The 26,808-nt window shown below is 64.6% G+C and carries 25 protein-coding genes and 3 tRNA genes; 12 read left to right on the top strand and 16 right to left on the bottom strand.

All coding sequences use genetic code 11. The features are described from left to right. Positions 1–4 precede the first annotated feature (4 nt). The 3 genes from LWF01_RS01410 to LWF01_RS01400 all read right to left on the bottom strand — a co-directional run bounded on the left by LWF01_RS01410 (position 5) and on the right by LWF01_RS01400 (position 2,604). Entirely contained in the window at positions 5–1,168 is a 1,164-nt protein-coding gene (locus LWF01_RS01410) for a PfkB family carbohydrate kinase (protein ID WP_349639253.1), read from the bottom strand. 99 nt (positions 1,169–1,267) lie between these two features. After that, on the bottom strand, positions 1,268–2,188 hold the full coding sequence (locus LWF01_RS01405; protein WP_349639252.1) for a cation diffusion facilitator family transporter: 921 nt from the start codon (positions 2,186–2,188) through the stop codon (positions 1,268–1,270). A 62-nt stretch (positions 2,189–2,250) separates the two neighbouring features. After that, on the bottom strand, positions 2,251–2,604 hold the full coding sequence (locus LWF01_RS01400) for a metallopeptidase family protein (RefSeq protein ID WP_349639251.1): 354 nt from the start codon (positions 2,602–2,604) through the stop codon (positions 2,251–2,253). A gap of 288 nt (positions 2,605–2,892) precedes the next feature. Between LWF01_RS01400 and LWF01_RS01395 the strand changes: the two genes are divergently transcribed. The 3 genes from LWF01_RS01395 (at position 2,893) to LWF01_RS01385 (ending at position 3,211) form a co-directional block, all read left to right on the top strand. Then, a tRNA-Glu gene (locus LWF01_RS01395) sits at positions 2,893–2,965 on the top strand. Positions 2,966–2,997: 32 nt separating this feature from the next. Then, positions 2,998–3,071 (top strand) — tRNA-Asp (locus tag LWF01_RS01390). Positions 3,072–3,138: 67 nt separating this feature from the next. Further along, a tRNA-Phe gene (locus LWF01_RS01385) sits at positions 3,139–3,211 on the top strand. A gap of 124 nt (positions 3,212–3,335) precedes the next feature. On the opposite strand, the gene LWF01_RS01380 is transcribed toward LWF01_RS01385, so the two are convergent. Then, a complete protein-coding gene (locus LWF01_RS01380; RefSeq protein ID WP_349639250.1) occupies positions 3,336–3,983 on the bottom strand; it encodes a LysE family translocator in 648 nt (215 codons plus the stop codon). Between the two features lie 125 nt (positions 3,984–4,108). Continuing rightward, positions 4,109–6,589, bottom strand: a complete 2,481-nt coding sequence (locus LWF01_RS01375; protein ID WP_432761979.1) for a glycoside hydrolase family 3 protein — start codon at positions 6,587–6,589, stop codon at positions 4,109–4,111. A gap of 118 nt (positions 6,590–6,707) precedes the next feature. Between LWF01_RS01375 and LWF01_RS01370 the strand changes: the two genes are divergently transcribed. The 5 genes from LWF01_RS01370 to LWF01_RS01350 all read left to right on the top strand — a co-directional run bounded on the left by LWF01_RS01370 (position 6,708) and on the right by LWF01_RS01350 (position 12,363). Continuing rightward, entirely contained in the window at positions 6,708–7,298 is a 591-nt protein-coding gene (locus tag LWF01_RS01370; protein WP_349639249.1) for a TetR/AcrR family transcriptional regulator, read from the top strand. Between the two features lie 84 nt (positions 7,299–7,382). Further along, positions 7,383–8,618, top strand: a complete 1,236-nt coding sequence (locus LWF01_RS01365; protein WP_349639248.1) for an ROK family protein — start codon at positions 7,383–7,385, stop codon at positions 8,616–8,618. Positions 8,619–8,726: 108 nt separating this feature from the next. Then, entirely contained in the window at positions 8,727–10,082 is a 1,356-nt protein-coding gene (locus LWF01_RS01360) for an MFS transporter (RefSeq protein ID WP_349639247.1), read from the top strand. 73 nt (positions 10,083–10,155) lie between these two features. Then, positions 10,156–11,655: a carboxylesterase/lipase family protein gene (locus LWF01_RS01355; protein ID WP_349639246.1), complete on the top strand. Its 1,500-nt coding sequence runs from the start codon at positions 10,156–10,158 to the stop codon at positions 11,653–11,655. Between the two features lie 144 nt (positions 11,656–11,799). Continuing rightward, positions 11,800–12,363, top strand: a complete 564-nt coding sequence (locus LWF01_RS01350; RefSeq protein WP_349639245.1) for an alpha/beta hydrolase family protein — start codon at positions 11,800–11,802, stop codon at positions 12,361–12,363. A 244-nt stretch (positions 12,364–12,607) separates the two neighbouring features. On the opposite strand, the gene LWF01_RS01345 is transcribed toward LWF01_RS01350, so the two are convergent. The 3 genes from LWF01_RS01345 to LWF01_RS01335 form a co-directional block, all read right to left on the bottom strand. Further along, the gene (locus tag LWF01_RS01345) at positions 12,608–12,805 is read right to left on the bottom strand and encodes a DUF1918 domain-containing protein (protein ID WP_349639244.1); all 198 of its coding nucleotides are present in this window, start codon (positions 12,803–12,805) and stop codon (positions 12,608–12,610) included. Between the two features lie 76 nt (positions 12,806–12,881). After that, positions 12,882–13,136 (bottom strand): BldC family transcriptional regulator, encoded by a 255-nt coding sequence (locus LWF01_RS01340; protein WP_349639243.1) that lies wholly within the window; start codon positions 13,134–13,136, stop codon positions 12,882–12,884. 454 nt (positions 13,137–13,590) lie between these two features. Then, positions 13,591–14,397 carry a DUF8083 family protein gene (locus tag LWF01_RS01335; RefSeq protein WP_349639242.1) on the bottom strand — a complete coding sequence of 269 codons (807 nt, stop codon included), beginning with the start codon at positions 14,395–14,397 and terminating at the stop codon, positions 13,591–13,593. 311 nt (positions 14,398–14,708) lie between these two features. On the opposite strand from LWF01_RS01335, the gene LWF01_RS01330 reads away from it, so the two are divergent. After that, positions 14,709–14,927 (top strand): DUF3073 domain-containing protein, encoded by a 219-nt coding sequence (locus tag LWF01_RS01330; protein WP_349639241.1) that lies wholly within the window; start codon positions 14,709–14,711, stop codon positions 14,925–14,927. A 173-nt stretch (positions 14,928–15,100) separates the two neighbouring features. Here the strand turns inward: LWF01_RS01330 and purM are convergent, their stop codons facing one another. The 8 genes from purM to LWF01_RS01290 form a co-directional block, all read right to left on the bottom strand. After that, entirely contained in the window at positions 15,101–16,264 is a 1,164-nt protein-coding gene (purM, locus tag LWF01_RS01325) for a phosphoribosylformylglycinamidine cyclo-ligase (RefSeq protein WP_349639240.1), read from the bottom strand. After that, positions 16,261–17,763, bottom strand: coding sequence for an amidophosphoribosyltransferase (gene purF / locus LWF01_RS01320; protein WP_349639239.1), 1,503 nt, complete (start codon positions 17,761–17,763; stop codon positions 16,261–16,263). Before purF ends, purM begins: the two co-directional genes overlap by 4 nt. 167 nt (positions 17,764–17,930) lie before the next feature. Continuing rightward, positions 17,931–18,329: a hypothetical protein gene (locus LWF01_RS01315; protein WP_349639238.1), complete on the bottom strand. Its 399-nt coding sequence runs from the start codon at positions 18,327–18,329 to the stop codon at positions 17,931–17,933. 21 nt (positions 18,330–18,350) lie between these two features. Next, positions 18,351–19,769, bottom strand: coding sequence for an aldehyde dehydrogenase family protein (locus LWF01_RS01310; RefSeq protein WP_349639237.1), 1,419 nt, complete (start codon positions 19,767–19,769; stop codon positions 18,351–18,353). 135 nt (positions 19,770–19,904) lie between these two features. Next, positions 19,905–21,041, bottom strand: coding sequence for an alcohol dehydrogenase catalytic domain-containing protein (locus LWF01_RS01305; protein ID WP_349639236.1), 1,137 nt, complete (start codon positions 21,039–21,041; stop codon positions 19,905–19,907). An 85-nt stretch (positions 21,042–21,126) separates the two neighbouring features. Continuing rightward, the gene (locus tag LWF01_RS01300; RefSeq protein ID WP_349639235.1) at positions 21,127–21,291 is read right to left on the bottom strand and encodes a hypothetical protein; all 165 of its coding nucleotides are present in this window, start codon (positions 21,289–21,291) and stop codon (positions 21,127–21,129) included. Positions 21,292–21,338: 47 nt separating this feature from the next. Then, entirely contained in the window at positions 21,339–21,734 is a 396-nt protein-coding gene (locus LWF01_RS01295) for a sterol carrier family protein (RefSeq protein WP_349639234.1), read from the bottom strand. A gap of 5 nt (positions 21,735–21,739) precedes the next feature. Then, entirely contained in the window at positions 21,740–22,777 is a 1,038-nt protein-coding gene (locus LWF01_RS01290) for an asparaginase (RefSeq protein ID WP_349639233.1), read from the bottom strand. Positions 22,778–23,000: 223 nt separating this feature from the next. Between LWF01_RS01290 and purD the strand changes: the two genes are divergently transcribed. From purD to LWF01_RS01275, 3 genes are read left to right on the top strand one after another with little or no spacing between them, the layout of a single operon-like run. Next, positions 23,001–24,410: a phosphoribosylamine--glycine ligase gene (purD, locus tag LWF01_RS01285; RefSeq protein WP_349639232.1), complete on the top strand. Its 1,410-nt coding sequence runs from the start codon at positions 23,001–23,003 to the stop codon at positions 24,408–24,410. Next, complete coding sequence (locus LWF01_RS01280) at positions 24,407–25,369, top strand: phosphoribosylaminoimidazolesuccinocarboxamide synthase (protein WP_349639231.1); 963 nt, start codon at positions 24,407–24,409, stop codon at positions 25,367–25,369. The genes purD and LWF01_RS01280 overlap by 4 nt, the downstream gene beginning before the upstream one ends. A 15-nt stretch (positions 25,370–25,384) precedes the next feature. After that, positions 25,385–26,761 carry a cystathionine beta-synthase gene (locus LWF01_RS01275; RefSeq protein WP_349639230.1) on the top strand — a complete coding sequence of 459 codons (1,377 nt, stop codon included), beginning with the start codon at positions 25,385–25,387 and terminating at the stop codon, positions 26,759–26,761. Positions 26,762–26,808 lie beyond the last annotated feature (47 nt).

Here is a 26,808-nt window from a genome sequence, read left to right as displayed (position 1 = left end):
TCTGCTACTCACTGTCGACTCCGTTCCCCTCGAGGCTATCTGCCCTCGTCCTCAGCCCGATAGTCGCCACCGACCGCCGGTCAAGGGTGGGCCGCCACTGCGTCGGAATGAGGTCGCCAAGGAAGGCGTATTCGCTCCGCAGCCGCTTGTCGCCAACCGCCCGCATCTGTGCGTACCAGATGGCGATATCAGCCCAGCCCGGAGCGCTCAGCGATCCCCCGATGTACTGGACGGAAAGCGCCGCGCAGAGGTTCGCCAGACGCAGCCGCTGAGAAAGTGGCCAGCCGGCCAGCGTACCCATCATCAAGGCGGCGCCGAAGACATCCCCGGCTCCGGTCGGATCGACCGCGTCCATCGCAAGCCCGTCGACTTCGGCTTCCTCTCCGGTACCGGAATCGATGGCGATCGCACCGTGATCCCCGCGGGTCACCACCGCGAGCGGCACCCGTTCGGCCAACGCCTTGCAGGCGCCACGCGGATCGTCCTGCCGAGTGTAGGCAATCGCCTCCCGGGTATTCGGCATGAAGGCATGACAGTGTTCAAGGCCCGCGAGAGTCTCTTCGGACCAGACGAGCGTTGAGTCCCAGCCGACGTCGGCGAAGACCAGGGCACCGGCCGCGGCGCGGTCGCGCACCCAGGTCGGAAAGCGCGTGGACAATGGTGCGAATACTGCAGCCGATTGCGGCAGCCGCGCGGCGAGGTCGGCGACTGGAACCGGAGCCTCGTGTTCGTGCGTCATCATGCTTCGGTCGCCGGCGTAAGCAGCGGATACCGTCACAGGGGAATGCCAGTCCGGCACCCGGTACGAGGCCGAAAGGTCCACCCGCTCGCCGGTCTCGAGTGTTTCCCAGCAGAAATCGCCGTATACATCTTCGCCGAAAGCCGACGCGAGAGTTGTGCGCAGGCCGAGCCGGGCGGCCGCGACGGCCAGGTTGGCGGTGCCGCCGGGACAGGATCCCATTCCCTGTGCATGCACCTCGGTGCCGGGATGCGGGTCTCCGCCCAGTCCGGTGAACACGATGTCGAAGAAGACAGTGCCGATCAGGGCAAGGTCGAACTCGGGCTCATCTGAACGTCCGGAACGCAGAGACAGCAGCGGGTCGTGCGGCTCGCCGACCATGGGCGCCTGTTCGGCCGCCCGCTCATCGGGGGCATTGCCAGCCATCATCTGCTCGCTCCCTTTTCGGGGTTGACCACCCCCGCGAGGGGAAGGCCACGGTCCTCTATTGTTATCAGCCGAACGGACCGCTGTATATCTGACACTCGGTTAGTGGTGCACGTGCGACTCGTGCTCGGCGTGGGCCAACGGCTCAATCTGGAACGTGCAGTGATCCACTTCGAAGTGGCCTTTCAGGCAGGTCAGCAGGTGGTCGAGCACCTGATCGATGCCGTCGGCATCCAGCCATTCGGCGTCGACGACGATATGCGCCGACATCACGGGCACGCCTGAGGTAATCGTCCAGGCATGGACGTCGTGCATGTCGATGACGCCCGGTACCGACAGCATGTGTTCCCGCACCTTTTCCAGATCTACACCGCGCGGAGTCGACTCAAGGAGCACGTCCACGACATCGCGAAGCAGCGACCACGCCCGTGGCACGATCATCGCCGCGATAAGCAGCGAGGCTATCGAATCCGCCGCAACGAAGCCGGTCAGTGCGATGACGATGGCGGCCACTATGACGGCGACCGAGCCCAGCAGATCGCCAAGAACCTCGAGGTACGCGCCGCGCACATTGAGGCTCTCTTTCTGCCCCTTCGCCAGGATCAGCATCGAAACCGCATTCGCGACCAGGCCGATGCCGCCGAAGATCAGCATTGGCACCGGCGCCACCTCTGCCTCCGCACCGAATCGACCCACGGCTTCGGCGACAATGAAGGTGGCGATAACGAGCAGGATGATGGCGTTGGTCAACGCCGCGAGAATCTCCGCGCGCTGCAGACCGTAGGTGCGCTGTGCGCTGGCCGGGCGCGCTGCAAGCCGAGTGGCGATGAGCGCTATGCCGATTCCCGCTGCGTCGGTCAGCATGTGTCCCGCGTCGGCAAGCAGGGCGAGCGAACCCGATATCCAGGCGCCGATCACCTCGATGACGAGCACCGTGAGCGCAACGCACAGCACGATTACCATCGAGCGCCAGTGCTTGCCTGCGGATGTGGTCGGTAGTCCGTGCGAATGTCCTGATCCCATGCGGATAACGCTAGGCGAATAACATATGCATGACAACTTATATGTCAGTGTGCTTCGTCACGTTAGCTCCAGCCGAGCTCATGCAGCCGCTCGTCGTCGATGCCGAAGTGGTGGGCTATCTCGTGCACAACCGTCACAGCCACCTCGTCGCGAACCTGATCGGCGCCGGAACAGAACTGCAGGGTCGGTTCACGAAAGATGGTGATGTGATCGGGCAGCGACCCCATTGCCCAGGAGTCGCCTCGCTCGGTCAGCGGGGTGCCCTCGTAGAGCCCGAGAAGCCCAGGCTGATCCGCGGGGGCCGCGTCCTCGACAACGACAACGACGTTATTCATTTCGCGGGCCAGATCCTCAGGTATCAGGTCGAGCGCATCCGATACCGCCGCCTCGAACTCTTCACGCGTCATCTCAACCATGGTTCTGCCATTGTCCCGCACGATGGTCCGGACGACTGCACCGCGGGACAGCCCACCGCCCGGGCAGGCTGCCGTCCACCCGGCTGCGCCGCAGGACGGTCAAACAGCGTGGCCCGAGGCGGCAATGCGGCGTAGGCTTGCGGGACAACTGAACCTCGACCAACAACGGCATCGGGAGCGCTGTGCAGCTACGAGTTACGTTTTGCACTTTGGCCCGGTTTCCATCTATGCTATTCAAGGTTCAAACGCACGGAGAAAGTCGCCGTAAATGAGAACTGAATTCCCCTGGCCCCCATCGTCTAGGGGCCTAGGACGCTGGCCTTTCACGCCGGTAACACGGGTTCGAATCCCGTTGGGGGTACGGATAGTAAGCAAGACCCTTGCATCCAGCAAGGCCCTGTAGCGCAGTTGGTTAGCGCGCCGCCCTGTCACGGCGGAGGTCGCGGGTTCGAGTCCCGTCAGGGTCGCGAGCATGAAGTTTTCTCCCGAAGGCTTTAGGCTAGTGATTGGTCGTAGCCATGGCTACGACCTTTTGGCTCTGTAGCTCAGTTGGTAGAGCGTTCGACTGAAAATCGAAAGGTCACCGGATCGACGCCGGTCGGAGCCACTGAAACCCCGCGTAGCTTCTACATCGCGGGGTTTCTTTCTTTGTCTTCCGCTCTCTGACTTATCGAGCGAGACCCCCGCCCGTACGCCGTCGAACCGGCCGCTCTCGGTATCCAGGCAGCCCTCTACCCGGACCCCGCCGGGACTGGCGCATCAAGTGCCAGCTTCACGCCCACCGCGCCAAGAAGGGTCCCTGTGGCCCACCGCTGCCAGCGCATCCACATGGGCTTGCGCTGAAGAAACACTGCGATCGACCCCGCCGCGAGGATGATTACCCCATTCACGGCCATGGCCACTGCGATCTGGATGGCTCCCAGCTGGAACCCCTGGGCTACCACGTTTCCGGCACCTTGATCGACGAACTGAGGAATCAGCGCTAGGTACATGATCGCCGCTTTCGGATTCAGCAGGTTCGTCACGAGCCCCATCCGGAAGAGCTTGCCGGCGGTATCGCGGGGAAGGTCTTGGGTCTCGAACAGAGACATACCGCCCGGGCGGAGGGTCTTGTAAGCCAGCCAGAGCAAGTAGACCGCACCGGCCACCTTGAGCGCGGTGTAGAGCCAGGGAACCACGATGAACACTGCCGCAAGCCCGAGGTTCGCCATCGTCATATACACAACGAACCCGACTGCGGTGCCGGCCAGAGACATCATGCCGGCGCGCCATCCCTGGCTGATACTGCGGGAGACCAAGTAGACCATGTTGGGCCCGGGCGTGAGCGCCATTCCCAACTCAACAAGGGCCATGCCTGAGGCAGCTGCAAGCGAGATCAAGATGGCCCCTTCTGTGCTGGATTGAGCGGGCATCTCCTTCGACGCGCAGACTTTCGACCCAAGCGTACGGCACGGGCCAGCACTGAACACCGTCCACCTTGGCCACGAATGTCCTCATCGGCGCGTTAGCGAACCTGCGCCGTCGATAACAGCTTGGCCGTGTTGAGTTCCACAGATAATGTGTGCGGCAACTCTACGGCGCTCGTGCCCACGCGGAGCGTGTAGCCGCCGGGCTCGTACTGCCAACCGTTGTCCCAGTAGGCGAAAGCCCGCGCCGGCACCTGAATCGTCACCCTGGCCGAGCGGGAGGCCTCGGCCCACACGGGTGCGAAGCCGACCAGCCAACGCACGGGTCGATCCACCGTCGACTCGGGGCGCTCGGCGTACACCTGAACGACCTGTTTGCCCGCGCGTGTACCCGTGTTCGTGACGGTCGCGGCAACTTCGACTATCCCACCGGGCTCGACCGCGCTACCGCAAGTGGCGTCCGTCAGCTCCCAGTTCGTGTAACCCATTCCATGCCCGAATGGGTATGCCGGTGCCGTACCGGCTTTGAGCCAGGCGCGGTAACCGATGTGAATGCCTTCGTCATAGCGCACAACCCCGTTGGCGGGTGTCACGTCGCTCACCGGAAGGTCACCCTCGGTCTTTGGCCACGTCGTCGGCAGGCGTCCGCCGGGTTCTCGCAGGCCGAGGAGCACGTCGGCGAGGGCGTGGCCGAACTCCTGGCCGCCGAAGTAGCTGAACAGAACCGCCGCGACATCGTTACGCCACGGCAGCAGCACGGGTGATCCGGAATTCACAACGACGACGGTTCGCGGGTTCGCTGCCGCGACGGCACGCACAAGTTCGTCCTGTCGCCCCGGGAGTGCCAGCGAGTCGCGGTCGTAGCCCTCAGATTCCACCCGTGAGTTGGTGCCGACGACGACGAGCGCGACATCCGCGTCCCGCGCTGCAGTAACCGCCTGGGCCATCAGTTCATCTGGGTCGGAGTCGTCTGGTTCCAGCCCGAAGGTGAAAGCCATCGCGTTCGCAAGGGCCCCGACCCGGTCCTCCAGCTCAACCTCGACACGTACGGCGAGCGGCATGCCGGCAGTGACCGCGACCGATGCGGATACCGAGGGCGGGGCCAGGAAGGCGGCGCCAAGATCGTCGCCCTCCGGCAGGAGAATGCGATCGAGCACGAGCTCGTCGTCGACATATATGCGGGCATGGCCGATCGAGGCGAAGCCGAGCAGTATCTCGCCGCTCTCCTCCGGCGTGTAGCGGGTGGTCAGTTCGAGCAGGTTCGCGTCGGCGATCGGGGCATCGCCGCCGAACCAGACCAGGGCGGTGGAGCGGCGGTCCTCAGCGAAAAGTTCGGTCCCATCTGCGTGAAGGAAGCGCGTCAACACCCCTGCTTCGCCGGTGCGCGGGTTCATGATCTGTTCAAGCGGTAGCTCGACTACGCCTTCCTGTACGATCGCGCCGATGGAATAGGAGACGTCCACGCCTGGCAGCGCCTCGCGGACGCCGTCGAGCGGCGAGATCACTCTCACCGGCAGCACGGTGGCGCTTCCACCACCCTGGCTGCGCGCGAACTTCGCGTTGTGGCCGACCACGGCGACAGATGAAAGCGTTTCGGCCGACCACGGCAGTTCGCTCTGATTGCGCACCAGCACGGTGCCGGCTGCGGCCGCCTCTCGTGCGAAAGCGAGACCGTCCTCGATGGGCACCGGATTCGCCTGCACCGATTCGAAGCCGTCGAGGGCGCCAACGCGAGCAGCCAGCGCCAGTAGACGCAAAACTTTGCGATCAATGGCAGATTCCTGTACTTCTCCCATACGCACCGCAGTAACGAGGGCGCCGCCCCACGCACCGGCGGGGCCAGGCATCGCAAGGTCCTGGGAATGCTTCGCGCTCTCCACCGAGCGCACCCCGGTCCAGTCGCTGATGACCACGCCGTCGAAACCCCATTCGGTGTTCAAAGGGGTCTCGAGCAGATGGTTTTCGGTCGCCGTCGTCCCGTTGATCGAATTGTACGAGCTCATGACAAGCCACGCTTTGGCCTCTGTGATCGCTTTCTCGAAGGCAAGCAGATACAGCTCGCGCAGGGCGCGGTCGCTCACCTGCACGTCGACCGTGAAACGGTCGGTCTCGAAGTCGTTGGCCACATAATGTTTGGGGGTAGCGCCGACGCCGTTGTCCTGCACGCCGGAGACATAGGCTGCGGCAAGTTCGGCGGTCAGCAGCGGGTCCTCGCTGAAGGCCTCGAAATGACGGCCACCATACGGCGAGCGGTGCAGGTTGATGGTCGGGCCGAGCACAACGTCCACACCCTTGCGGTGCGCTTCGGAAGCGGACACAGATCCGTAGCGGTAGGCGATAGCAGGGTCCCACGCCGAGGACAACGCGGTCGCGGACGGCAGGTTGAGTGAGGGGTCACGCTCGTCCCAAGCCTCGCCGCGCACACCGCTCGGCCCGTCCGAGACGAGGATGCGCCGCAATCCGATCTTCTCCATCGGCCAGGTTGTCCAGAAGTCCCGCCCGGTCAGCAATTGCACCTTTTCTTCCAGGGTCAGCCGGTCAAGCAGTTCGGTCAAGCGATCGTCGTACGGTTGCGCCACGGAAGCCTCCACGGAATGACGGCCGCCGGCTCTGGCGACCCGTCGTGATGCTAACACCCAATCCCGACTAACACTAGGTTTTCCGATTGAGTGACCCAGATGGCCTAACATCGAATTCATGACAGGCAGGGGACGTTACGCAAAGGGGGTGGCCAAGCGCGAGGAGATTCTGCGCACGGCACTTGAGGTATTCTCCCGCCAGGGTTATCGCGGGAGCTCACTCCGTGAACTTGCCGCCGCGGTGAACCTGAGCCAAGCCGGACTCCTGCACTATTTCGACTCCAAAGAGGAGCTCTTCGCCGAGATTCTGCGCAAGCGCGATGAACTCGACGACGAGGCATACACGGCTCCGGGCGACGCCCTGGGGACGATGGTGGCCGTAATGCGACACAACGCAGAGGTGCCCGGGCTGGTGAAACTCTATACAACCATTTCCGCCGCGGCGACCGAGCCGGACCATCCGGCACACCCCTTCTTTGTCCGTCGATACGAGGAAATGCGGCAGATTCTGGCCGAGAGTATTCGCACGAAGCAAGAATCCGGCGAACTCGATACAAAGCTCGACGCGGAAAAACTTGCGGCCATCATGCTCGCGGTCGCCGACGGCATGCAACTGCAATGGCAATTCGACTCGCGTCACGGCATGGCCGACCACGTCGAGTACTTGTGGTCCGTGCTCACTGGCGTCGAAAAACTCATCACCCGATAGTTGCGGCGGGCCCAGCAGCCATTCTCGGACCGACTGCGCTGAAGCGCCCGATGAAGGATCGGTGCCGTGTGCGAAGCTGGACTCATGAGCACGGCGGCAACTGACCCGGTGAATCGCGGAGCCGCGACCACCCTTGTCAGCGGTGATGTGCGTCGCCACAATCTCGCCATCGTCACCCGCTTCCTGGTCTCAAATGGGCCGAGTTCGCGCAGTCAGATCTCGGACGGCACGGGATTGACACGCGGAACCGTCACCGCGCTCGCTGCAGCACTGACGGACGCTGGCATTGTCCGCGAGTCAGGGCCGATCGTGAACGGCACTAAAGGGCGGCCGCTCACCCTACTCAAGCTGGCAGCAGACGATATGGCACTCCTCGCGCTGCAGTTGGATGCCGACCAGGCCACCGCCCTTGTCGTTTCCCTGGCCGGTGAAACGCTGTTTCGACATACTGAACAGCACGGCCGGCCGATGGGCAGACCTGATGTCGTACTCGATGTCGCTGCCCGGGTACTCAAGGCCGGATTAGATGCGACAGCCGCACTCCAGCGTCGGATCGCCGATCTGACCGTTGTCGTGTTCGCGCCCGTCGGCGGCGAACCGGCGCAGGTACTCGCGGATACCGATCTCGGCTGGGACACCGTGGACGTCATCGGTGGCCTTCGCGCGCGCAATCCCGATCTGCCGCCCACTGTCCGGCTTAGCCCCGATGCCTCGGTCGCGGCACTTGCCGAACACAGCAAGCTCACCGGGGTACGCGACATGCTTTACCTCAAGAGCAACTCGGGCATTGGCGGCGCGCTGATCGTCGCCGGGCGACTCGTCGAAGGCGCACACGGTTTCGCCGGCGCACTCGGCCACCTTCCGATCGACCACGACGGCGCGCTGTGCCTGTGCGGCCAACACGGATGCCTCGTCACCGTCGCAGGTCCCGACGTGGTGCTCGCCGCGGCAGGGCTGGGCGAGAACCTGGAGCGCGACGGCCTGACCGCGGCTCTCACCGAGCTGACCCGTCGCATCCGAGCCGGCGAGAAGCGCGCCACGGCGGCCTGGGATGATGCGGCGGTGTGGGTCGCTCGCGCCCTGCAGATCCTCACCATTTCCTTCGACCCCGAGGTCATCGTCCTCGGCGGGTATTGGGCCGATTTGGTCGAGCCAGTTAGACGTGCCTTTGTCCGGAACCACCCGACGATCGCAGGTGCCAGGCTCTGGACCGACCCGCAGGTGATGCCTGGGCAGCTCGGCGATGATGCGGCATTACTGGGCACGGTGTGGATCGCGCGTGACCGGCTCCTGGAGGATCCGCTCAACATCGCCATTTAATTCAACCCTTGAATTTTAGGGGAGCGCGACGCATAATCAATCCCAAGCGTTGTTCGGTTTTCGTGCAGCGTGCGCATGCACCAGATCTGCTCAACGAAGAGGAGAGCCATGTCCACCCCGCTTACCCCGCCCGGCACTTCGGAGCCCCGCGGCACCTCGGCCCCCGTCGAGAGTCTGATTCCGCCAAACACGACCGAAGCCCCGCAGGTGATTCCGCCCGACACGACAGACCAGAGCGGCACGCTCAGCCCGACGGCCAATAGCCGCCTCCTGCCTTCAATCGGGATCACGACCCTGATATTGTTTGCCGCCTACGCCGGCCTGATCGCGGTACTACTGCCCAACCAGGTGACAGCGATCGATGCGACTCACAAGGTGGGAAACCTCGCGATCGTCACCACGGTTTCGTTCGTGTTTACGCTGTTCGCGCAACCCATCGTCGGCGCATTCAGCGACCGTACCCGTTCACGACACGGCCGACGCGCGCCGTGGATGATCATCGGAGTCGCCGTCGCAGCCGTGTTCCTAATCGGCCTCGGCAGCCTGCAGTCGATCCTCTGGATCACCGTGTTCTGGGTGATCATCCAGGTCGCACTGAATGCGATGCAGGGACCGTTGACCGCAATCACCCCCGACCGATTCCCACGAAGCCGACGTGGCGTCGCTTCGGCAATGCTCGGCCTCGGCAGCGGAATCGGCGGCACTGTCGGTGTGATCGCCGCCGGCCAGCTCGCCAACAACGTCGGCGTCGGCTACACCGCATTCGGCATCGCAGTACTGGTTGTCACCCTGATTTTCGTGCTATTAAACCGCGACTTCTCCAGCAAGGGCGTCGTACATCCACCCTTCAACTGGAAGAACTTCTTCGCGGGTTTCTGGATCAGCCCCCGCAAGCACCCGGACTTCGCCTGGGCTTTCGCGGCACGATTCCTGTTCATCCTGGGCTACTTTGTCGCTTTCACCTATCAGCTGTTCATCCTGACCGACTACATCGGCCTGAGCCTGAACGCAGCGAACTCGACCATCGGACTGATCAGCATCGCATCGCTCATCACGACGGTCATCTCGGTGCCGCTGGCAGGCTGGCTGAGCGACAAGCTGGGTCGGCGCAAGGTGTTCATCTACGTCGCGTCGGTGCTAATGATCGTCGGCTTGCTGATGCCGCTGTTGATGCCGAACGTCACCGGCATGCTTGCCATGTCGGCGATCAACGGTTTCGGCTTCGGTCTCTACATGTCTTGTGATACCGCCTTGATGACCGAGGTACTTCCCGGCGGCGGAACCGGTGCCGGCAAAGACCTTGGCATCCTCAACGTGGCAACCAATATTCCACAGTCGATGAGCGCCGCTCTCGCCGCCCTGATCATCACCTTCTTCGGCGGATACCCGGCACTGTTCGTCTTTGCAATGATCTGCGTCGCCGCGGCTGCGTTCGTGATCATCCCGATCAAGAGTGTGCGCTAACAGACCACTGCCCGTAGGCTTCCGCGCCGCGCCGGGTGAGCGCAGCTGATGAAATCCAGATCAAGGAGACACCATGAACACAGAGACAGTCGATGTCAGCACCACTGCGGGCACGGTCCGCGGCATCCAACGCGAAGGGTCGGCCGCTTTCCTCGGCATCCCTTTCGCCGAAGCGCCCGTCGGTGACCTGCGCTTCGCCGCCCCAGTCCCGCACGCGCCATGGGAAGGTGTGCGCGAAGCGACCGCGTTCGGCGCGACTCCCCAGCGCAAAGCGCTGATGGAGGTCACGCTCATCCCCGAGCCGTCGTACCCTGGCGAGTCCACGCTAAACGTCAACGTGTTCACGCCAGCCCCGGCGACGGACGCAGCACTTCCGGTGCTCGTGTACATCCACGGCGGCGGCTTCGTCGCAGGTTCTCCTGCCAGCCCGTGGTACGACGGCGCCGCGTTCAATCGCGACGGCGTCGTGACGGTGAGCGTGTCATATCGGCTTGGATTCGACGGCTTCGGCTGGATCGAGGATGCCCCGCACAATCGCGGGGTGCTGGACTGGCTTCTCGCCCTGGAATGGGTGCGCGACAACATCGCCGCGTTCGGCGGAGACCCGACGCGCGTGACGATTTCCGGCCAGTCCGCCGGCGGCGCGGCCGTCACGACGCTGCTCGGGATGCCGCGCGCCCAGGGATTGTTCTCGCAGGCTTACTCCATCTCCGGGCCCATGGCCGATATCAGCCTCGACCAGGCGGAGGACTTCGGGCGCCGATTCGCCCAGGAGGCGGGAGTCCCGCCGACCCGCGCCGGCCTCTCGTCGCTCACCGACGAGCAGATCATCGCTGTGCAGGAACGGCTCGCATCCGTCGGCCCGGCAGCTGAGCCGACACCGGATGGCCCACTCGCCGTCCCGATCGCAGGACTGCGCGCCCTCGTAGGCGAAGGACTTACACTCGCCCCTGTTGTTGACGGCGAACTGATCCCCGGACCGGCGCTGGACTCCTTGCGAGCCGGAATCGGCCACGACAAGGGTTTCATCCTGGGCGCGACAGACGACGAGTTCTCGATGATGCTCGCCGGTGCCCGAGACTCACTCGAGCACGTGCCGCCCGAGGCTATCCTCGATCAACTCGGACTCATCGGCGACGGGCTCAACGCATACCTCGCCGCCAACGAAGCGAATCGCCATACCGCTGATGTCGTGGGCCGATTCGTCACCGACAAAATGTTCCGGTCAGCCGCCCTGCTGATCGCGGAAGCCCGCGGCGACGCGGCGACATGGCTCTACCGATTCTCCTGGCAGTCGCCCGTGTTCGGAGCGGCAGTGCACTGCCTGGACATGCCATTCATCTTCGACTGTCTGGCGTTGGACCGTGTCGAAGCTATTGCGGGATCCGAGCCGCCGCAAGTTCTCGCCGACAATGTGCACGGCGACGTGGTCGCATTCATCCGCGACGGTGACCCGGGATGGCCGCGCTTCGACCGGTCCACTGAGACGGCAAAGATATTCGATGCTCCCTCCCACGTCGAGCAACACGCATACGACGCGGTGAAGGCGCTCCTGCCTATACCCGTCGCATAGCTTACGGACCGCCCAAAGGTACGAGCCCTCTGAATCGAAGGGTCACCGGATCGACGCCGATCGTGGCCACCAGTTGAAGCCCCTGGAATTTTTCAGGGGCTCTTCTGCTTGCTGGATACGCCTTCTTTGGAGTGGGTCGAGAACATGGACATCGCGCTCCGCGAAGCCGGCGCGAGCATCGAGGACGTCATCAGCACTCGCATGCTCGTCGCCGCCGGCCATCTAGCAGACCGAAGCGGCGCGGACCTTCCATTCCACGCTATTGTCGGGCACTCCCTCGGCGGCCTGACCGCGCTGACCGTGGCCCGCTCGTCGGTGCCGGTCGGTCTCGTCGCCGTCGTTTCCGCAGTCGGAGGCCCGGACCCGTTCATCACCGAGTTCGCGAAGGACTTCCACCTGAACGCCCGCACTGCGGCGCAGGTCAAGGCGCGATTCCACGCCCGACTGGGCGAGGACGAAGCATCAGCGGCGCTACGCTGCGACGCCGTGGCGCACCCGCTGCCCGCAGAGACCGAACTCCTCATCGTGCACGGCCGCGGCGACCGGCGAATGCCCGACACGGACGCACGGCGCGCTCGATGCGCATCCCGGCAGATCGCGGATGCTGAACACCTCGGGCTTCGGTCACACCCGCATCCCGACACGGACGCACGGCGCGCTCGATGCCGTCACGGCGTTCGTCGCGGACGGGCTCGCAGCCGTGGATGACGCTCACGAACACCGCGGCCTCGAATCGGAGACGACACTCGGACATCGGTAACCGCGGGGCTTTCCGGCATCGGCGAAACCGCTCGGGACATCCGAGGTTCGAGTGCCGTCGCCCTGCTTGCCGGTGACCCCGCCTCCGATAAACCGCAGCCGGCAGCCATCCGGTTAGTAGCCGGTGATCACGCGTTGCACCGGGTGCCACGCTTCGATACCGGCGCCCACGCCCCAGTCGGGCAATCCTCGCTCAACCTGGCGGCTGCTCCGAATGCTCGACGCTGGAGTCGGTGCCTGGAAACACCAGCGTCTCGTGACCGTCGTCAAATCGGACCAGGTACGGCGGCTCGCCATTTGGCCCATGAACTTCAACAATTTCGCCATGCCGATCGGGGCTGTCAACCGCCTTGCCGCGGATCAGAAGCCGCTCGCCTACTGCTGCATGCATCGCGTGATCATCTCCCTTACGGTAAGTTCCGTTGTGGCCGATTATCCGTCCGCCCGAGCCATCCCGGCAAGCTAAATCATCGCCGCTTGTCCTCGGGCTCGAAGATGCTCAGGTTTCGCAGCTGACCGATCCTCGTCTCGGCAGGCTTAATGCCCAGAATTCTGTCGATGTCAGACTTCCAGAACCTTCGGTGGCCGCCCATGGTCTTCAGGCTGTCCAGCTTGCCAGATGCCGCCCATCTGGCCACCGTCTTGGGATTGACCTTGAACAACTTTGCGACTTCCGCAGGGGTCAGCAATACGTCGGGGATGTTGTTGTGCCTCAGTGCCACAGCGCCCTCTCCATTGGGGACTGGAAACTATCCGGGTTGAAAGATAGTAGAGCACTAAATATCGACATGTGGGACAAAATCGGCGAATTTGTACCCAAGTGGGTATAACATACCGGTCGCCCCGTTGGTTTTGACGATTCAGGGGACTTGCGGCCGTCGGGCAGGAGCACAGCAGGGACGTCCGCTCCTCGTTCACTTCGCGGAGATTTGCAGCGGCTAACCGACCAGTAACCCCCGGGGTCTCACGATCCGAGCGAAATTCCGATCACGGAGCCACCAGCTCCAGCATTTGTCCGCTGAATTCCCCACTGCTTTCCCGTTGTGGGCACGCTGGCGGTTGCGGACAGCAGCCATCGCGGACCGCGTTTCGGGCGGCAGCGATCGCGGACCGCGTTTCGGACGGCAGAGATTGCGACGCCGGCCGCAATCTCAGCGGGGAATCGGCCAGCCGGCGTCAGGAAGCCCGCGCCAAGGCAGCGACTTGCTGCCAGCGCTTTACGAACCGGTGATAGCTTGCGGCCGCAACGGACATGTCTTCCTCGCCCAGGGCCTCGATCCCGTCGTGCACGTCAACGCTGCTCGGATCGGGCCAGACCTGTTCCGCCAGGCCGCCGTAGTCGAGTTCAACAAATGAATCCAGGTCGAAGCTTTCCAGCCACTCGACCAACTCGCCGACCTCGGCGGTGACTTCCTGGTCAGGCAGCTTGTCGCTGAGAATCTCCAGAGCCCACTCGGCACGGGCCTGCGCGGTCAGCAAGGGAGTGCGCACCCGCACCCGGTCATCCGTTTCATCAACCTGGTCATCCTCGCTGTGCACGGCAACAAACCACGACAGCGGAATCTCCCAGGTAGCCATTCGGGTGAAGACCCGGGTTTCCTGCTCGCCGAGCACCCAGCTGGCACGTTCGCTAGCGGCCCGCTTCCGCACGGCCCGTGGCGCGACCAGGTCGACAACCGATTCGGGCCAAACTTCTTCCAACGCATCAAGAGCGTGCCAGCTGCGCACCTGTTCCTGAAGCGGGCACACCCGCAGCACCTCGTCCCCCACGACGCCAACCGGGATCGTCAATACAGCCCGGAGGTCTTCGGATGGCATCGGGTTTACCGGAATCGTCAGCAGGCGGCGATTCGCGGCCTTCACTGACTCCAATTCGAGCTCATCACGCGCGACCGACAAGCTCGACACGTCGAGCTCCGGATGAGCGCTGATCGGCTCGAATACTCGCAGGTACGTCTCGTACGGGCGTCGAATAGCTCCCATGCGTCCATCATCTCACTGGCAATAGCGGAAGACACGTCAACGCGGCATGTGAGTTGGCTGAGTCAACTCCTCCGGCAGTCCGGTAGTCGGGTGCCGCGGCGGCTCCTGGTCGACAGCTGCCAGCTGATTCACGCGACAACCAGCCCCCGAACGAGGCTGGACCGCCGACCGAGGTCGGGCTCAGCCGCCAGATACTAGACTCAAATGGCTCAATCGCAAATAACCATGTAATCTTTGGACGACGAGATATGTATGGATTCCGGGCCGCACACGGTGCCTGCCCGGTTAGACGCGTGAGGGGGTCGACGCCTGTGGGCCGCGGCCGCGCGAAGGCAAAACAGACCAAGGTTGCCCGGAAACTGAAGTACTACAGTCCGGATACCGATTACACCGCCCTGGAACGTGAACTCGGCGGTACCGATTCGCATCCACCCGACACTGCTGGTGACGAAGAATATTCGGACTACGACGCTTACGCGTCGAAGTACACCGATGACGACGATCACAAGTGGGCGTCCGGAGGACGCTAAGCCAGGCATTACCCCTGTTTGCCCGCTGGAGATACATCCTCAGCGGGCAAACTTGTATCCATCAGCCGCAGGCCATCGGCCGCATCAGCCGACGTCACAACTCGACGCCATATTCTTGAGCACCCGATATCGCAGCGGGCGACGGCACAGTAGCTGCGGCACCGACTGCCGGGCTAAGCCAGAAGTGCGGCTCCCCCGTCGACTCCCTTACTGCCCTGAACGTACCCTGAGGCAGTTTGCAGCGATCCGTCGTCGGGGACGATCTCGCCAAGCACCCATGACCCTAGGTTGCGGCTGGTCAACAACCGGCGAGCGATATCGACGACGTCCGGATGCAGGACGGCAACCATGCCCACGCCGAGGTTCCAGGTGCGATCCTGATCCTGCTGCGGCACTCCGCCGAGTTCGGCCAGAACCTGGAAGACGCCGGGCACCGTCCATGAGGAGCGGTCCAGCTTCGCAACCACTCCCTGTGGAAGCACCCGGGCAACGTTCGCAGAAAGACCACCGCCGGTGATGTGCGAGATCGAATGCACCCCGCTAATACCGCCGACGACCATTTCGTGGTCCTCGATCAGATCCAGCAGGTCGGCACTGTACACCCGGGTCGGCTCGAGCAGCTCCTCGCCGAGGGTTCGGCCGAACTCGGCGACTTCGCGATCCAGCGCCCAGCCGGCATCGGCGATAATCCGGCGGACCAGCGAGAAGCCGTTGGAGTGCAGCCCGGAAGATTCGATACCCAGCACGACATCGCCGGGCTGAACCCGATCCGGACCCAGCAGCCTGTCGGCCTCGACGACGCCGGTAGCCGCTCCCGCGACGTCATAATCGTCTACCCCGAGCAGGCCCGGATGCTCCGCGGTTTCGCCGCCCACCAGCGCGACTCGCGCCTGCTGGCAGGCTTCGGCAATTCCTCTAACAATGTCCGCAATCCGCTCGGGCACAACATGCCCGCAGGCGATGTAGTCCGTCATCACGAGCGGCTTCGCGCCGCAAACCACGATGTCGTCGACGACCATGCCGACCAGGTCGAAACCGATCGTGTGGTGGATGTCCATCGCCTGCGCTATCGCGACCTTGGTGCCGACGCCATCCGTCGAGGTCGCAAGCAGCGGCCTGCGGTAGTCCTTCAGCACGGATACATCGAACAGCCCGGCGAAACCGCCCACGCCGCCGACTACCTGCCGGGTGTGCGTAGCGGATACCGCGGCCTTCATCAGCTCGACGGCCCGGTCCCCTGCCTCGACATCCACGCCGGCCGACGCGTACGTCGTGCCCTGTGTGGTCTGAGGGCCGGCGTGCTGTTGATCGGTTCCGGCTGATTGCGCGGCGCTCACAGGGGCAACTCCAGAAGGTTCTTCCCCAGCCTGTCTTCGGAGGGGAGTTCGATGGGGTACTCCCCGGTGAAACAGGCAGTGCACAGCTGGTTTCGCGGCTGTTCGGTAGCGCCGATCATCCCGTCGACCGAGATGTAACCGAGCGAATCCGCGCCAAGTGAGGCACAGATGTCGGCGGTGTCGAGTCCGTTGGCGATCAGCTCGGCCCGTGAGGCGAAATCGATCCCGTAGAAGCAGGGCCATTTGACCGGGGGTGAGGAAATCCGGACGTGGATCTCGGCGGCGCCGGCTTCGCGCAGCATCCGAACGAGTGAACGCTGCGTGTTACCGCGCACAATCGAGTCGTCGACCACGATCAGGCGCTTGCCGCGGATGACGTCCCGCAGCGGATTGAGCTTGAGCCGGATGCCCAGCTGGCGGATGGTGTCGCTGGGCTGGATGAAGGTCCGGCCGACGTATGAGTTCTTGACCAGTCCCTGACCGAACGGGATACCGGACTCCTCGGCATATCCGACCGCGGCCGGCGTACCCGATTCCGGGGTGGGTATCACCAGGTCTGCTTCGACCGGATGTTCCTGAGCCAGTACCCGGCCCATCTGAACTCGGGCGGTGTGAACGACCTTGCCGTTGATCGTGGTGTCTGGCCGGGCCAGGTAGACGTACTCGAAGACGCAGCCGGCGCGCTTCGTCTCGGCGAACCGATAGCTTCGCAGGCCATCTTCATCGATGGCGATCAGCTCACCCGGCTCGACCTCGCGCACCATCGACGCACCGACGATGTCCAGGCCCGCCGATTCACTGGCCACGACCCAGCCGCGCTCCAGCCTGCCGAGGACCAGCGGACGAACCCCCTGCGGGTCACGTGCCGCGTAAAGTGTGTTTTCGTCCATGAAGACGAAGCTGAATGCTCCCTTGAGCTTCGGGAATAGTTCAAGAGCCGTCGCGGTCAGAGTGTGATCCGGATCCCCGGCCAGCAGAGCGGTGACGAGCGACGTGTCGTTCGTCGAGGTCGACTTCAACGTGGCACGGGTGCGGGAGCGACGCCCGTGAGCGATGTTCCGTTCCTCACGCAGCAGCTGGTCGTCTACGACCATGTCCCGCAGGTCCGCGGTGTTGGTCAGGTTTCCGTTGTGCGCCAGCGCGACGGTGCCACCCGCGGTGGGGCCGAGCGTTGGCTGAGCGTTCTCCCAGGTTGAGCCGCCGGTAGTGGAGTATCGGCAATGCCCGACGGCTATATGCCCCTGCAACGTTTCCAGCGCAGTCTCATCGAAGACCTGCGAGACCAGCCCCATATCGCGGTACACCAGGATCTGCCGGCCATTCGAGGCGGCGATTCCCGCTGACTCCTGTCCGCGGTGCTGCAGGGCATAAAGGCCGTAGTAGGCGAGCTTGGCGACATCCTCGCCAGGCGCCCAAACGCCAAATACGCCACAGGCATCCTGCGGGCCTTTGTCATGGGGGTCGAGTTCGTGGGATAAACGTCCATCTGAGCGGGCCACGGGTTAATCTTCCCACACCATCGCGCCCGATGTCGCATTCGTCACCCTCGCTGGATCCGCCGGCTGGTCAGGTGTTCGCCCGGCATAGAACGCGAACGGCATGCAAGACCGCGCGCGCATTCAGACCCGTTCTTACGCGCCGCTCGCGATCCTTGCCGCCAACTCGGCTAGCGCGGCCCGCCGGGTCGGGCGTCAGGGTCATCGGGTACGGCGTCAGGGTCATCGGAGCCGGCGTCAGGAACGTCGGGAAGGGTGCCGGGATTGACGCCTGATCCGGCGTCCGTCTCCTCGAAGACGCCGGTCACTTCAGTGGTGTGCGTCCGGCGGCCGGACAGGCGATCGAGGACGATGGCGACGAGCCCGCCCAGCAACGCTCCGGCGATGCCGAAGCCGAGGCCGAGCAGGGCGAACATGCTGGTCGGAGAGTACTCGTCATTTTGCAGCGAGACGTCCGGGCCCAGGCCGACGACGAGCAGCGCAGCGACCACGCCGAGCAGCACACCTGCTCCGACGAATACCCCGTACTTGGGTGCGCGCCGGACGCGAACCTCGATGTTGTCTTTCATAGTCCTAAGCGTCTCTTTGCATTACAGCTTCATTACCACGGTCTTGGTCTGGGTGTAAGCGTCAAGCGCCTCGAATCCCTTCTCACGACCGTAACCCGACTTCCTGAAGCCGCCGAACGGAAGCTCGACACCACCGCCGGCGCCATAAGTGTTGACGTATACCTGTCCGGCCTGCAGCTGCTGCGCCATCCGGTGCCCACGGCTCAGATTCTGGGTCCAGGCAGCGGCGAGCAGGGCGTAGTCCGTGCCGTTCGCGATCGCGACCGCCTCGTCATCGTCGCTGAACTGGGTTGCGACCACGACCGGCCCGAAGACTTCCTGCTGAGCAATCTCGTCGGACGGGTCGACGCCATCGATCAGCGTCGGAGCGAAGAATGATCCATCGCCGAGTCCCTCAGGAATCGTTCCCCCGGTTACCACTGTGCCTCGGCTGATGCCAGCGACCAGGTCCCGCACCCGGCCCTGCTGCTTCTTCGAAATCAGTGGACCCAGGTCCGGATCGTCCACTCCGACGCCGATCGTGGTCTTCCGGAAAGCTGCCGCCATCTTCGAAATAACCTCGTCGTGCACATCCCGATGTACGATCAGCCGGGAACCGGCCGAGCAGGTCTGCCCGGCGTTCTGCAGAATCGACTTCACCAGGAACGGCACCGCTGCGTCGACGTCGGCATCCGCAAATACGACATTGGCCGACTTGCCGCCAAGCTCAAGCACGGTCGGCACAACCCGGTCGGCGGCGGCGTGCGCGATCAGCGAGCCGACCTCGGTCGATCCGACAAAACCGAGGTGGTCGACGCCCGGATGCGCGGTCAACGCCGCGCCCGCTTCGGCGCCGAGCCCCGTGACTACGTTGAACACCCCTGCCGGGAAACCAACCTCGACGATCAGTTCGGCCAGCCGGACGGCGGTCCGCGGGGTCTCATCCGCCGGCTTCACCACCGCCGCGTTGCCGGCGGCCAGCGAGGTTGCCGCGGCACGCGAAATGAGCTGTAGCGGGTAGTTCCACGCGACGATGTGCCCAGTGACGCCGAAGGGTTCGCGCCGGGTGTAGACGTGCATGTCATCGCGCATCGGAATCGTGATGCCGTAGTACGTCTCGATGCAGTGCCCGTAATAGCGGAAGTACCGCGCGCAAACGTCGACGTCGGCATAGGCCTGGGTCAGCGGCTTGCCGGTGTCCTCGCACTCCAGGCGGGCCAGCTCGTCGCGGTGAGCCGTGACGGCGTCCGCCATCTTCGTCAGCAGGATCGATCGCTGTTCGGGCGATGTCTTCGCCCATTCGGGCTGGATTGTGCGGGCCGCAGCCACGGCAAGATCGACCTCATCGGCGCCGGACCGCGCGACATCGCCGATGCTCTTGCCGGTGGCGGGATCAATGTTGGGAAAAGTCTCCGTCGAGGGGATCGAACGGCCGCCGATAAAGGACTGAGTGACTGGCATGGCTACAGTATCTCTCGTTGGTGCCGACGTTGCGAACGCGCGGCGGTTTGACAGGTTTCATGACGGTTTCAATGGCAGCTTCGTTGGCAGCGAGACGCGGTTGGGCGGATCCAGCCCGATACGGATCGACCGACGTCAGAACGTGATGATCTGCCGGACAGCGTGGCCGTCGGCGAGTTCATCCATCGCCGTGTTGATCTCGGCGAGCGGGACCCGGGACGACACCAGCTTTTCGACCGGCAGACGGCCGCTTCGCCACAGCTCGGCGAAGCGCGGGATATCCCGGGATGGGACAGCCGAGCCGAGATATGAACCAACGATCGTCCGAGCTTCTGCCACGATACCAAGCGGGGAGATCGTGGATGTTGCCTTCGGGGAGGGTAGGCCCACCGATACCGTGCGCCCGCCCGGCGCCGTTGCGGCAACAGCGGATTCGAAGGCCCGGGCATTGCCGGCAGCCTCGATCACGATCGGTGCCTTGACCGGGTCCCCGGCCTCGGCTCGCTCCGCCAACTGTTGTGGGCTGTAGACCTGGGTTGCGCCCAGGTCGCGAGCCTGCCGAAGTTTGTCGGCGACGCCGTCGACTGCGATCACCTCGCGGCGAGGCTCGGCGTCCTCCCCATCAAGCGAGAGCGCGGTCAGCAGCGCCGCCATGCCTACGCCACCCAGGCCGACAACCATGATGGCCTCGCCTGGCTCCGGCTTCGCCGCATTAATAATCGCCCCTCCCCCGGTGAGCACAGCGCAGCCGAGCACTGCGGCGACCTCTGGCGGCACGTCATTGTCGACCGGAACCACGGAGCGGCGGTCCACAACGGCGTGCGTCGCGAACCCTGAGACGCCGACATGGTGTTCGATCGGATCGCCGTCACGGGAGAGCCTGCGTTCGCCGTCGAGCAAGGTTCCGGCACCGTTGGTGGCCGAGCCCGGCGTGCACGGCATCCTGCCGTTGGTGGCGCAGGCGTCACACTCGCCGCAGCGCGGCAGGAACGTCATAACCACCCGTTGCCCGACCTCGATGTCCGAAACGTCGCTGCCAACCTGCTCCACGATCCCGGCTGCTTCGTGGCCGAGTAGCATCGGCAGCGGCCGTGGCCGGTTGCCATCCACGACGGACAAATCAGAGTGGCATACCCCTGCGGCTTCGATCCGGACCAGGATCTCGTGCGGGCCTGGTTCGGCGAGCTCAAGCTCGGAGATGCTGATCGGCTTCGACTCGGCGTACGGCCTCGGCCGGGACATTTCTTCTAGTACAGCGCCGGTAATCTTCATCGATTTCTCCTCCAGGCTTCAGCTGTTACCGCGACTACGCTCGGCAATGCGAGGCGGTCGGTCAGTCGGTTGTGATTTCAATATCTCAGGTCCGGTCTGGAATCGACAGCGGGGACCACATCACGGACGGCATCGGGGAGAGTTCCCAGGCCAGCGGGGCGCCGGACGGTAGCGGGGAGAGTTCCCAGACCAGCGGGGCGCCGGACGGTAGCGGGGAGAGTTCCCAGACCAAGCGGGGTGCCGGACGCACACGCCGCCTAGCGCGTGCCCGCATCTTCTGGCGGGTGCCCGCATCTTCTAGCGCGTGCCCGCAGCGAAGAGCGGCAGCCAGTCGCCGACATCCGCGCGCAGGCCGGACGCGATCAGCCGTGCCTCGGATTTCGCCTGGTCCCAGTCGAGCATCCCGGTCACCAGGGACAGCCAGGTCTCGGCGTCGGTCTCAATTACGTTCGGCGGGGTGCCGCGGGTGTGCCGCGGGCCTTCGACGCACTGCGTCACGCCGAACGGCGGCACCCGGACCTCGACGCTGTTCCCCGGCGCCCGCTCGGCTATTTCCTCCAGCGTGAACCGGACCGCCGTGGCAATGATTCTGCGATCCGGCACGGAGCCTGCATCGGCATCCGGCTCTCGATGCCTGCACCAGGCGTCGAGCGCGGCCCGGCCGGCGACTTCATCGATACGACGTCGAGCCATCGTCGCTACCGTCCTGCGAGCGCCAAGGCGCTGATTCCCTCGCCTACTCGCACGCGACCGACCTTCTCGCCGCCGCCGAGAACGGGGATCTCCAGCTTCTCCAGCACGGCCGCAGCTTTGTCCCGATCGATGCCGCCCGCCTCCGCAAGCAGGGTAAGTCCGGCGAGAGTCGTGGCCCGGTGGGCGCCATCCAGGCATTTCACCGCGACCGCAATGCCCGCGGGCGTGGCCAGTACGAGCATGCCTTCGGCGCCGAGTTTTGCCAGGATGCCGAGATCTTCGATCACGATGGTGTTGGGCTCACCATCGCCGGCTATCGCCCACGGGTAGTCGTCGATGGCCTGGGCAATGGTCGCCGCACGTGCATCGGCCGCCATGTTCTTGGTTTCCCGCGACCGCAGAAAAAGCGGGGCGGCGGCGATCTTCGAGATTCCGCGTGCCAAAGCGGTCAGCGACGTGGCGAACACTGGGGCGCCACAGCCATCGACACCGATCGCCGCCGGTGGTTCACCGGTGTACTCCTCGACCACTTCGGCGACCAGACGCTGCATAGGGTGCTCGGGCTCAAGGTAGGTCTCGATGTCCCAGCCGTTGAGGCGGCACGCCCACAGGAAGCCGGCATGCTTGCCCGAACAGTTGAAGTAGAGCTTGCGCGGACCGCCTCCGGCAGCGAGGACTTCGCGGCGGGCCGCCTTGTTTCCTGGCAGGTCCGCAGGGCAGCGCAGGTCGTCTTCGCTCAGCCCTGCTCCGTCCAGCATGCTGCGCACAACGTCGGTGTGCTGCTGCTGGCCGCTGTGTGAGGCCGAAGCCAGCACAACCTGCGCACCCGCGAGCGGCACTCCGGCCCGGAGTATTGCCAGCGCCTGGAGCGGCTTCAGGCAGGACCTGGTGAAAACGGGGGCAGCGGGGTCACCGACGCTCAGGAGTGGTTCGCCGTCCGAAGCCACGACGACAGCAGAGCCGAGGTGACGGGATTCGATGAAACCGGACCGCTCGACGACGGCTATTTCGACGGCGTCGCCTGCCAGAAATGTAGAACTCACCACACCAGCCTAAGCGCCGTGCGGATACCCCGGTGAGCGACTGGTCGCTGACGGGCCGCCCGGCTGCGGCCCGGCGGTGTGGGCAGGTATGCATACTGCGGGGTCGCCTCTTCGTCCGCGCTCCTCCCGGTTTCCAGCTTCGCTGGGGTCGATGCCCCACTCTGGACTAAGGTTTCCAGCTTCGCTGGGGTCGATGCCCCACTCTGGACTAGGCTGAGCAGTTGTGAAGGTATTGGTTCTAGGTTCCGGCGCACGTGAGCACGCCCTGGTCAAAGCACTCTCCGCTGACCCTGCCGTTTCGGCGGTGATCGCGGCGCCCGGCAACCCCGGGATCGAGCAGATCGCCGCGGTACGGTCGATCGACCCGAATGATGGGCCGGCCGTCGTCGCCCTGGCCGAGGAACTCGACATCGACCTCGTCGTTATCGGGCCCGAGGCGCCGCTCGTCACGGGGGAGGCGGACGACCTGCGCGAGGCAAGCTTCGCCGTCTTCGGACCCGGGGCGGATGCCGCCCAGCTCGAGGGCAGCAAGGCCTTCGCCAAGGAGGTCATGTCTGCCGCCGAAATCCCGACCGCGATGGCCCATGTCGCAACCACGATCGACGAGGCAGCCGACGCGCTCGATGCGTTCGGCGCGCCACACGTGGTCAAGGCCGACGGCCTGGCCGCCGGCAAGGGTGTCGTCGTCACCGACGACCGGGCCGCCGCGTTGGCGCATGCCAAGGCCTGCCTCGAGGTAAGCGATCGGGTGGTGATCGAGGATTACCTCGACGGCCCCGAGGTATCCCTGTTCGTGATTTGTGACGGCTCCACTGCCGTTCCGCTGGCACCCGCACAGGACTTCAAACGGATTTTCAATGACGACGAGGGTCCGAATACCGGGGGCATGGGAGCCTACTCGCCGCTGCCGTGGGCACCAGAAGGGCTCGTCGAGGAGATCGTCGAACGCGTTGCCCAGCCGGCACTGAATGAAATGCATCGCCGTGGCATCCCATTCGTCGGGGTGCTCTACTGCGGGTTGGCGCTGGCCTCACGCGGGCTCCGCGTTGTCGAGTTCAATGTTCGCTTCGGTGATCCGGAGACCCAGGCGGTCCTGGCCCGGCTCGAAACGCCGCTGGCCCAGCTGCTGCTCGCCGCCGCCGAGGGCAGGCTGGACCAGCAGGAGCCGCTGCGCTGGCACGACGACACCGCGGTGAGCGTCGTCCTGGCCGCCGAGAACTATCCGGACTCACCGCGCTCCGGCGACCCGATCAGCGGTCTGGAAGAGGCCGCCGACCTGCCCGACGCCTACGTGCTGCATGCTGGCACCCGCTTCGATGGGAACCGGGAAGTTGTGACCTCCGGCGGCCGGGTGCTCTCCGTTGTCGGCTGCGGAGCCGACCTGGCGGCCGCCCGGGACGCCGCGTACGGCGCTGCAGGACTGATCGACTGGCCAGGCGTTCAGCTCAGGACCGATATTGCGCTCAAGGCAGCCAACGATGAGATCGTGGTGCCGGAAGGAAGCCGGCTCTTCAGTGTCAACGCAGGCGCAGCATCCGCCTCGGACCGCTCCGCAGGCGGTAACGGCCGCGTCCTGGACGTTGACGCGGACCGCACCCCGGATGTCGATCCGGCGACGGAGGAAATTCTGTGAGCGGTTTGGAATCAGCCGCCTTCATCGAGGTACCCGGCTGGAAACATATCTATTCCGGCAAGGTGCGGGACCTGTACGTGCCGATCGATGCTGGGCAGGGTGGCCCGGCGTCGGCGTCCGGCGGTTCGGCTGCGGCGCCCGGCGGCTCGGCTGGCTCAGCGTCCGACCAGGTGCTGGTCGTCGCCAGCGACCGGATCTCCGCCTACGACTTCGTGCTCGAGTCCACGATTCCGGATAAGGGCGCTGTGCTGACCCGGCTGAGCCAGTGGTGGTTCGAGCAGCTGGCCGATGTGGTGCCGAATCACGTGGTCAGCGCCCGGGTGCCTGATGCCGTCGCCGGCAGGGCGATGATCTGCCGGAAGCTCGACATGTTTCCGGTGGAGTGCGTCGCCCGCGGTTACCTCACCGGGTCCGGGCTGGCCGACTACCAGAAGACCGGGGCAATTTGCGGCGTCGAGCTGCCGGAAGACCTCGGCGAGGCCGACCGGTTGCCGCAGCCGATCTTCACTCCGGCGACCAAGGCCGATGTCGGCGAGCACGATCAAAACGTTTCCTTCGATGCCGTCGCCGAGCAGATCGGGCCGGAGGACGCCGCCGAGCTTCGCCAGCTGACGCTAGCCGTCTATGCCCGGGCCGAGCAGATCGCCCGCGAACGCGGCATCATCCTGGCCGACACCAAATTCGAGTTCGGCCGCACGCCGGAAGGCCGCGACATCATCCTCGGCGACGAAGTCCTGACCCCGGACTCCTCACGGTTCTGGGACGCTGCGTCCTGGTCGCCCGGAACCGTGCAGCCGAGTTTCGACAAGCAGTTCGTCCGCGACTGGCTCACCGGCCAGGATTCCGGTTGGGACCGCGGATCAGATGCCCCACCGCCAGCGCTGCCTGAAGACGTCGTCGAGAAGACGCGTTCCCGTTACATTGAGGCCTATGAGCTCCTCACCGGCACGAAGTTCTAAGGAGTACGCGCCGAAATGAAGTACGCCAATTCGGTAGTCGACCTGATCGGCAATACCCCGTTGATCAAGCTCAACACGGTCGCCGCGGATGTCGCACCGACCATCTTCGTCAAGGTCGAGTACTTCAACCCGGGTGGGTCCGTGAAGGACCGCATCGCGGCCAGGATCGTCGATGCCGCCGAGCAGTCCGGGCAGTTGTTGCCCGGCGGCACCATCGTCGAGCCGACCTCCGGTAACACCGGCGTCGGCCTGGCGCTCGTCGCCCAGCAGCGCGGTTACAAGTGCATCTTCGTGGTGCCCGACAAGGTCGGCGTGGACAAGCGCAACGTGCTCGAGGCATACGGAGCCGAAGTGGTCGTCACGCCGACGGCCGTCGCACCGGACAGCCCGCAGTCCTACTACGGCGTCTCTGACCGGCTGACCAGGGAGATTCCCGGCGCGTTCAAGCCCGATCAGTTCTCAAATCCGAACGGGCCCTTGAGCCACTATGAAAGCACCGGACCCGAGATCTGGTCCGATACCGACCAGCGGGTAACGCATTTCGTGGCCGGCATCGGCACCGGCGGGACCATCAGCGGCACCGGCCGATACCTGAAGGATATTTCGGCAGGCCGCGCGTCCGGGCCGGTACGGGTTATCGGCGCAGATCCGGAAGGGTCGGTGTACTCCGGCGGCACGGGCCGGCCCTACTTCGTCGAAGGTGTCGGCGAAGACATGTGGCCGGAAGCCTACGACCCGACGGTCCCGGACGAGGTTATCGCCATAACGGATGCCGAATCCTTCGAATTGACCCGTAGGCTCGCCCGCGAAGAGGGACTGCTTGTCGGCGGTTCGTCCGGTATGGCGGTGGCCGCGGCGCTGAAGGCGGCCAAGTCGCTGGGCTCCGACGACATCATGGTGGTTCTGCTGCCGGACAGCGGCCGGGGCTACCTCGGCAAGATCTTCAACGACGAGTGGATGAAGTCCTATGGCTTCCTCAGCAGCGGCGATGAGACCACGGCGGGCGAGGTGCTGAAGTCGAAGACCGGGTCGTTGCCCGACCTGGTGCACACGCATCCGAACGAAACAGTCCGCGACGTCATCGGCATCATGAACGAATACGGCGTGTCACACCTTCCGGTGCTGTCGCAGGAGCCGCCGGTCGTAATGGGCGAGGTGCTTGGCGCTGTCGACGAACGGTCGCTGACCGGAAAGCTATTCCGCGGCGAGGCCAGTCTCACCGACAAGATCTCCGAGCATATGGGCGATTTGCTGCCCGTGATCGGATCGCTTGAGTCGCTCACAGATGTGCGGGCGAAGCTCACCGATAGCGACGCCGTGATGGTGACGTTCACCGGGGCGCCGGTCGGCATCCTTACCCGGCACGACCTGCTGTCGTATTTCAGCATCTGATCTTGGAACCAGCCAGCAATTCGCTCGACAATGCGGCTTATCTGCCG

Origin of the sequence: Saxibacter everestensis, assembly GCF_025787225.1 — a bacterium.
Taxonomy (GTDB): domain Bacteria; phylum Actinomycetota; class Actinomycetes; order Actinomycetales; family Brevibacteriaceae; genus Saxibacter; species Saxibacter everestensis.
The sequence above is the reverse complement of the archived record's forward strand: the minus strand, read 5'-3'. Positions and strand labels throughout refer to the sequence as shown.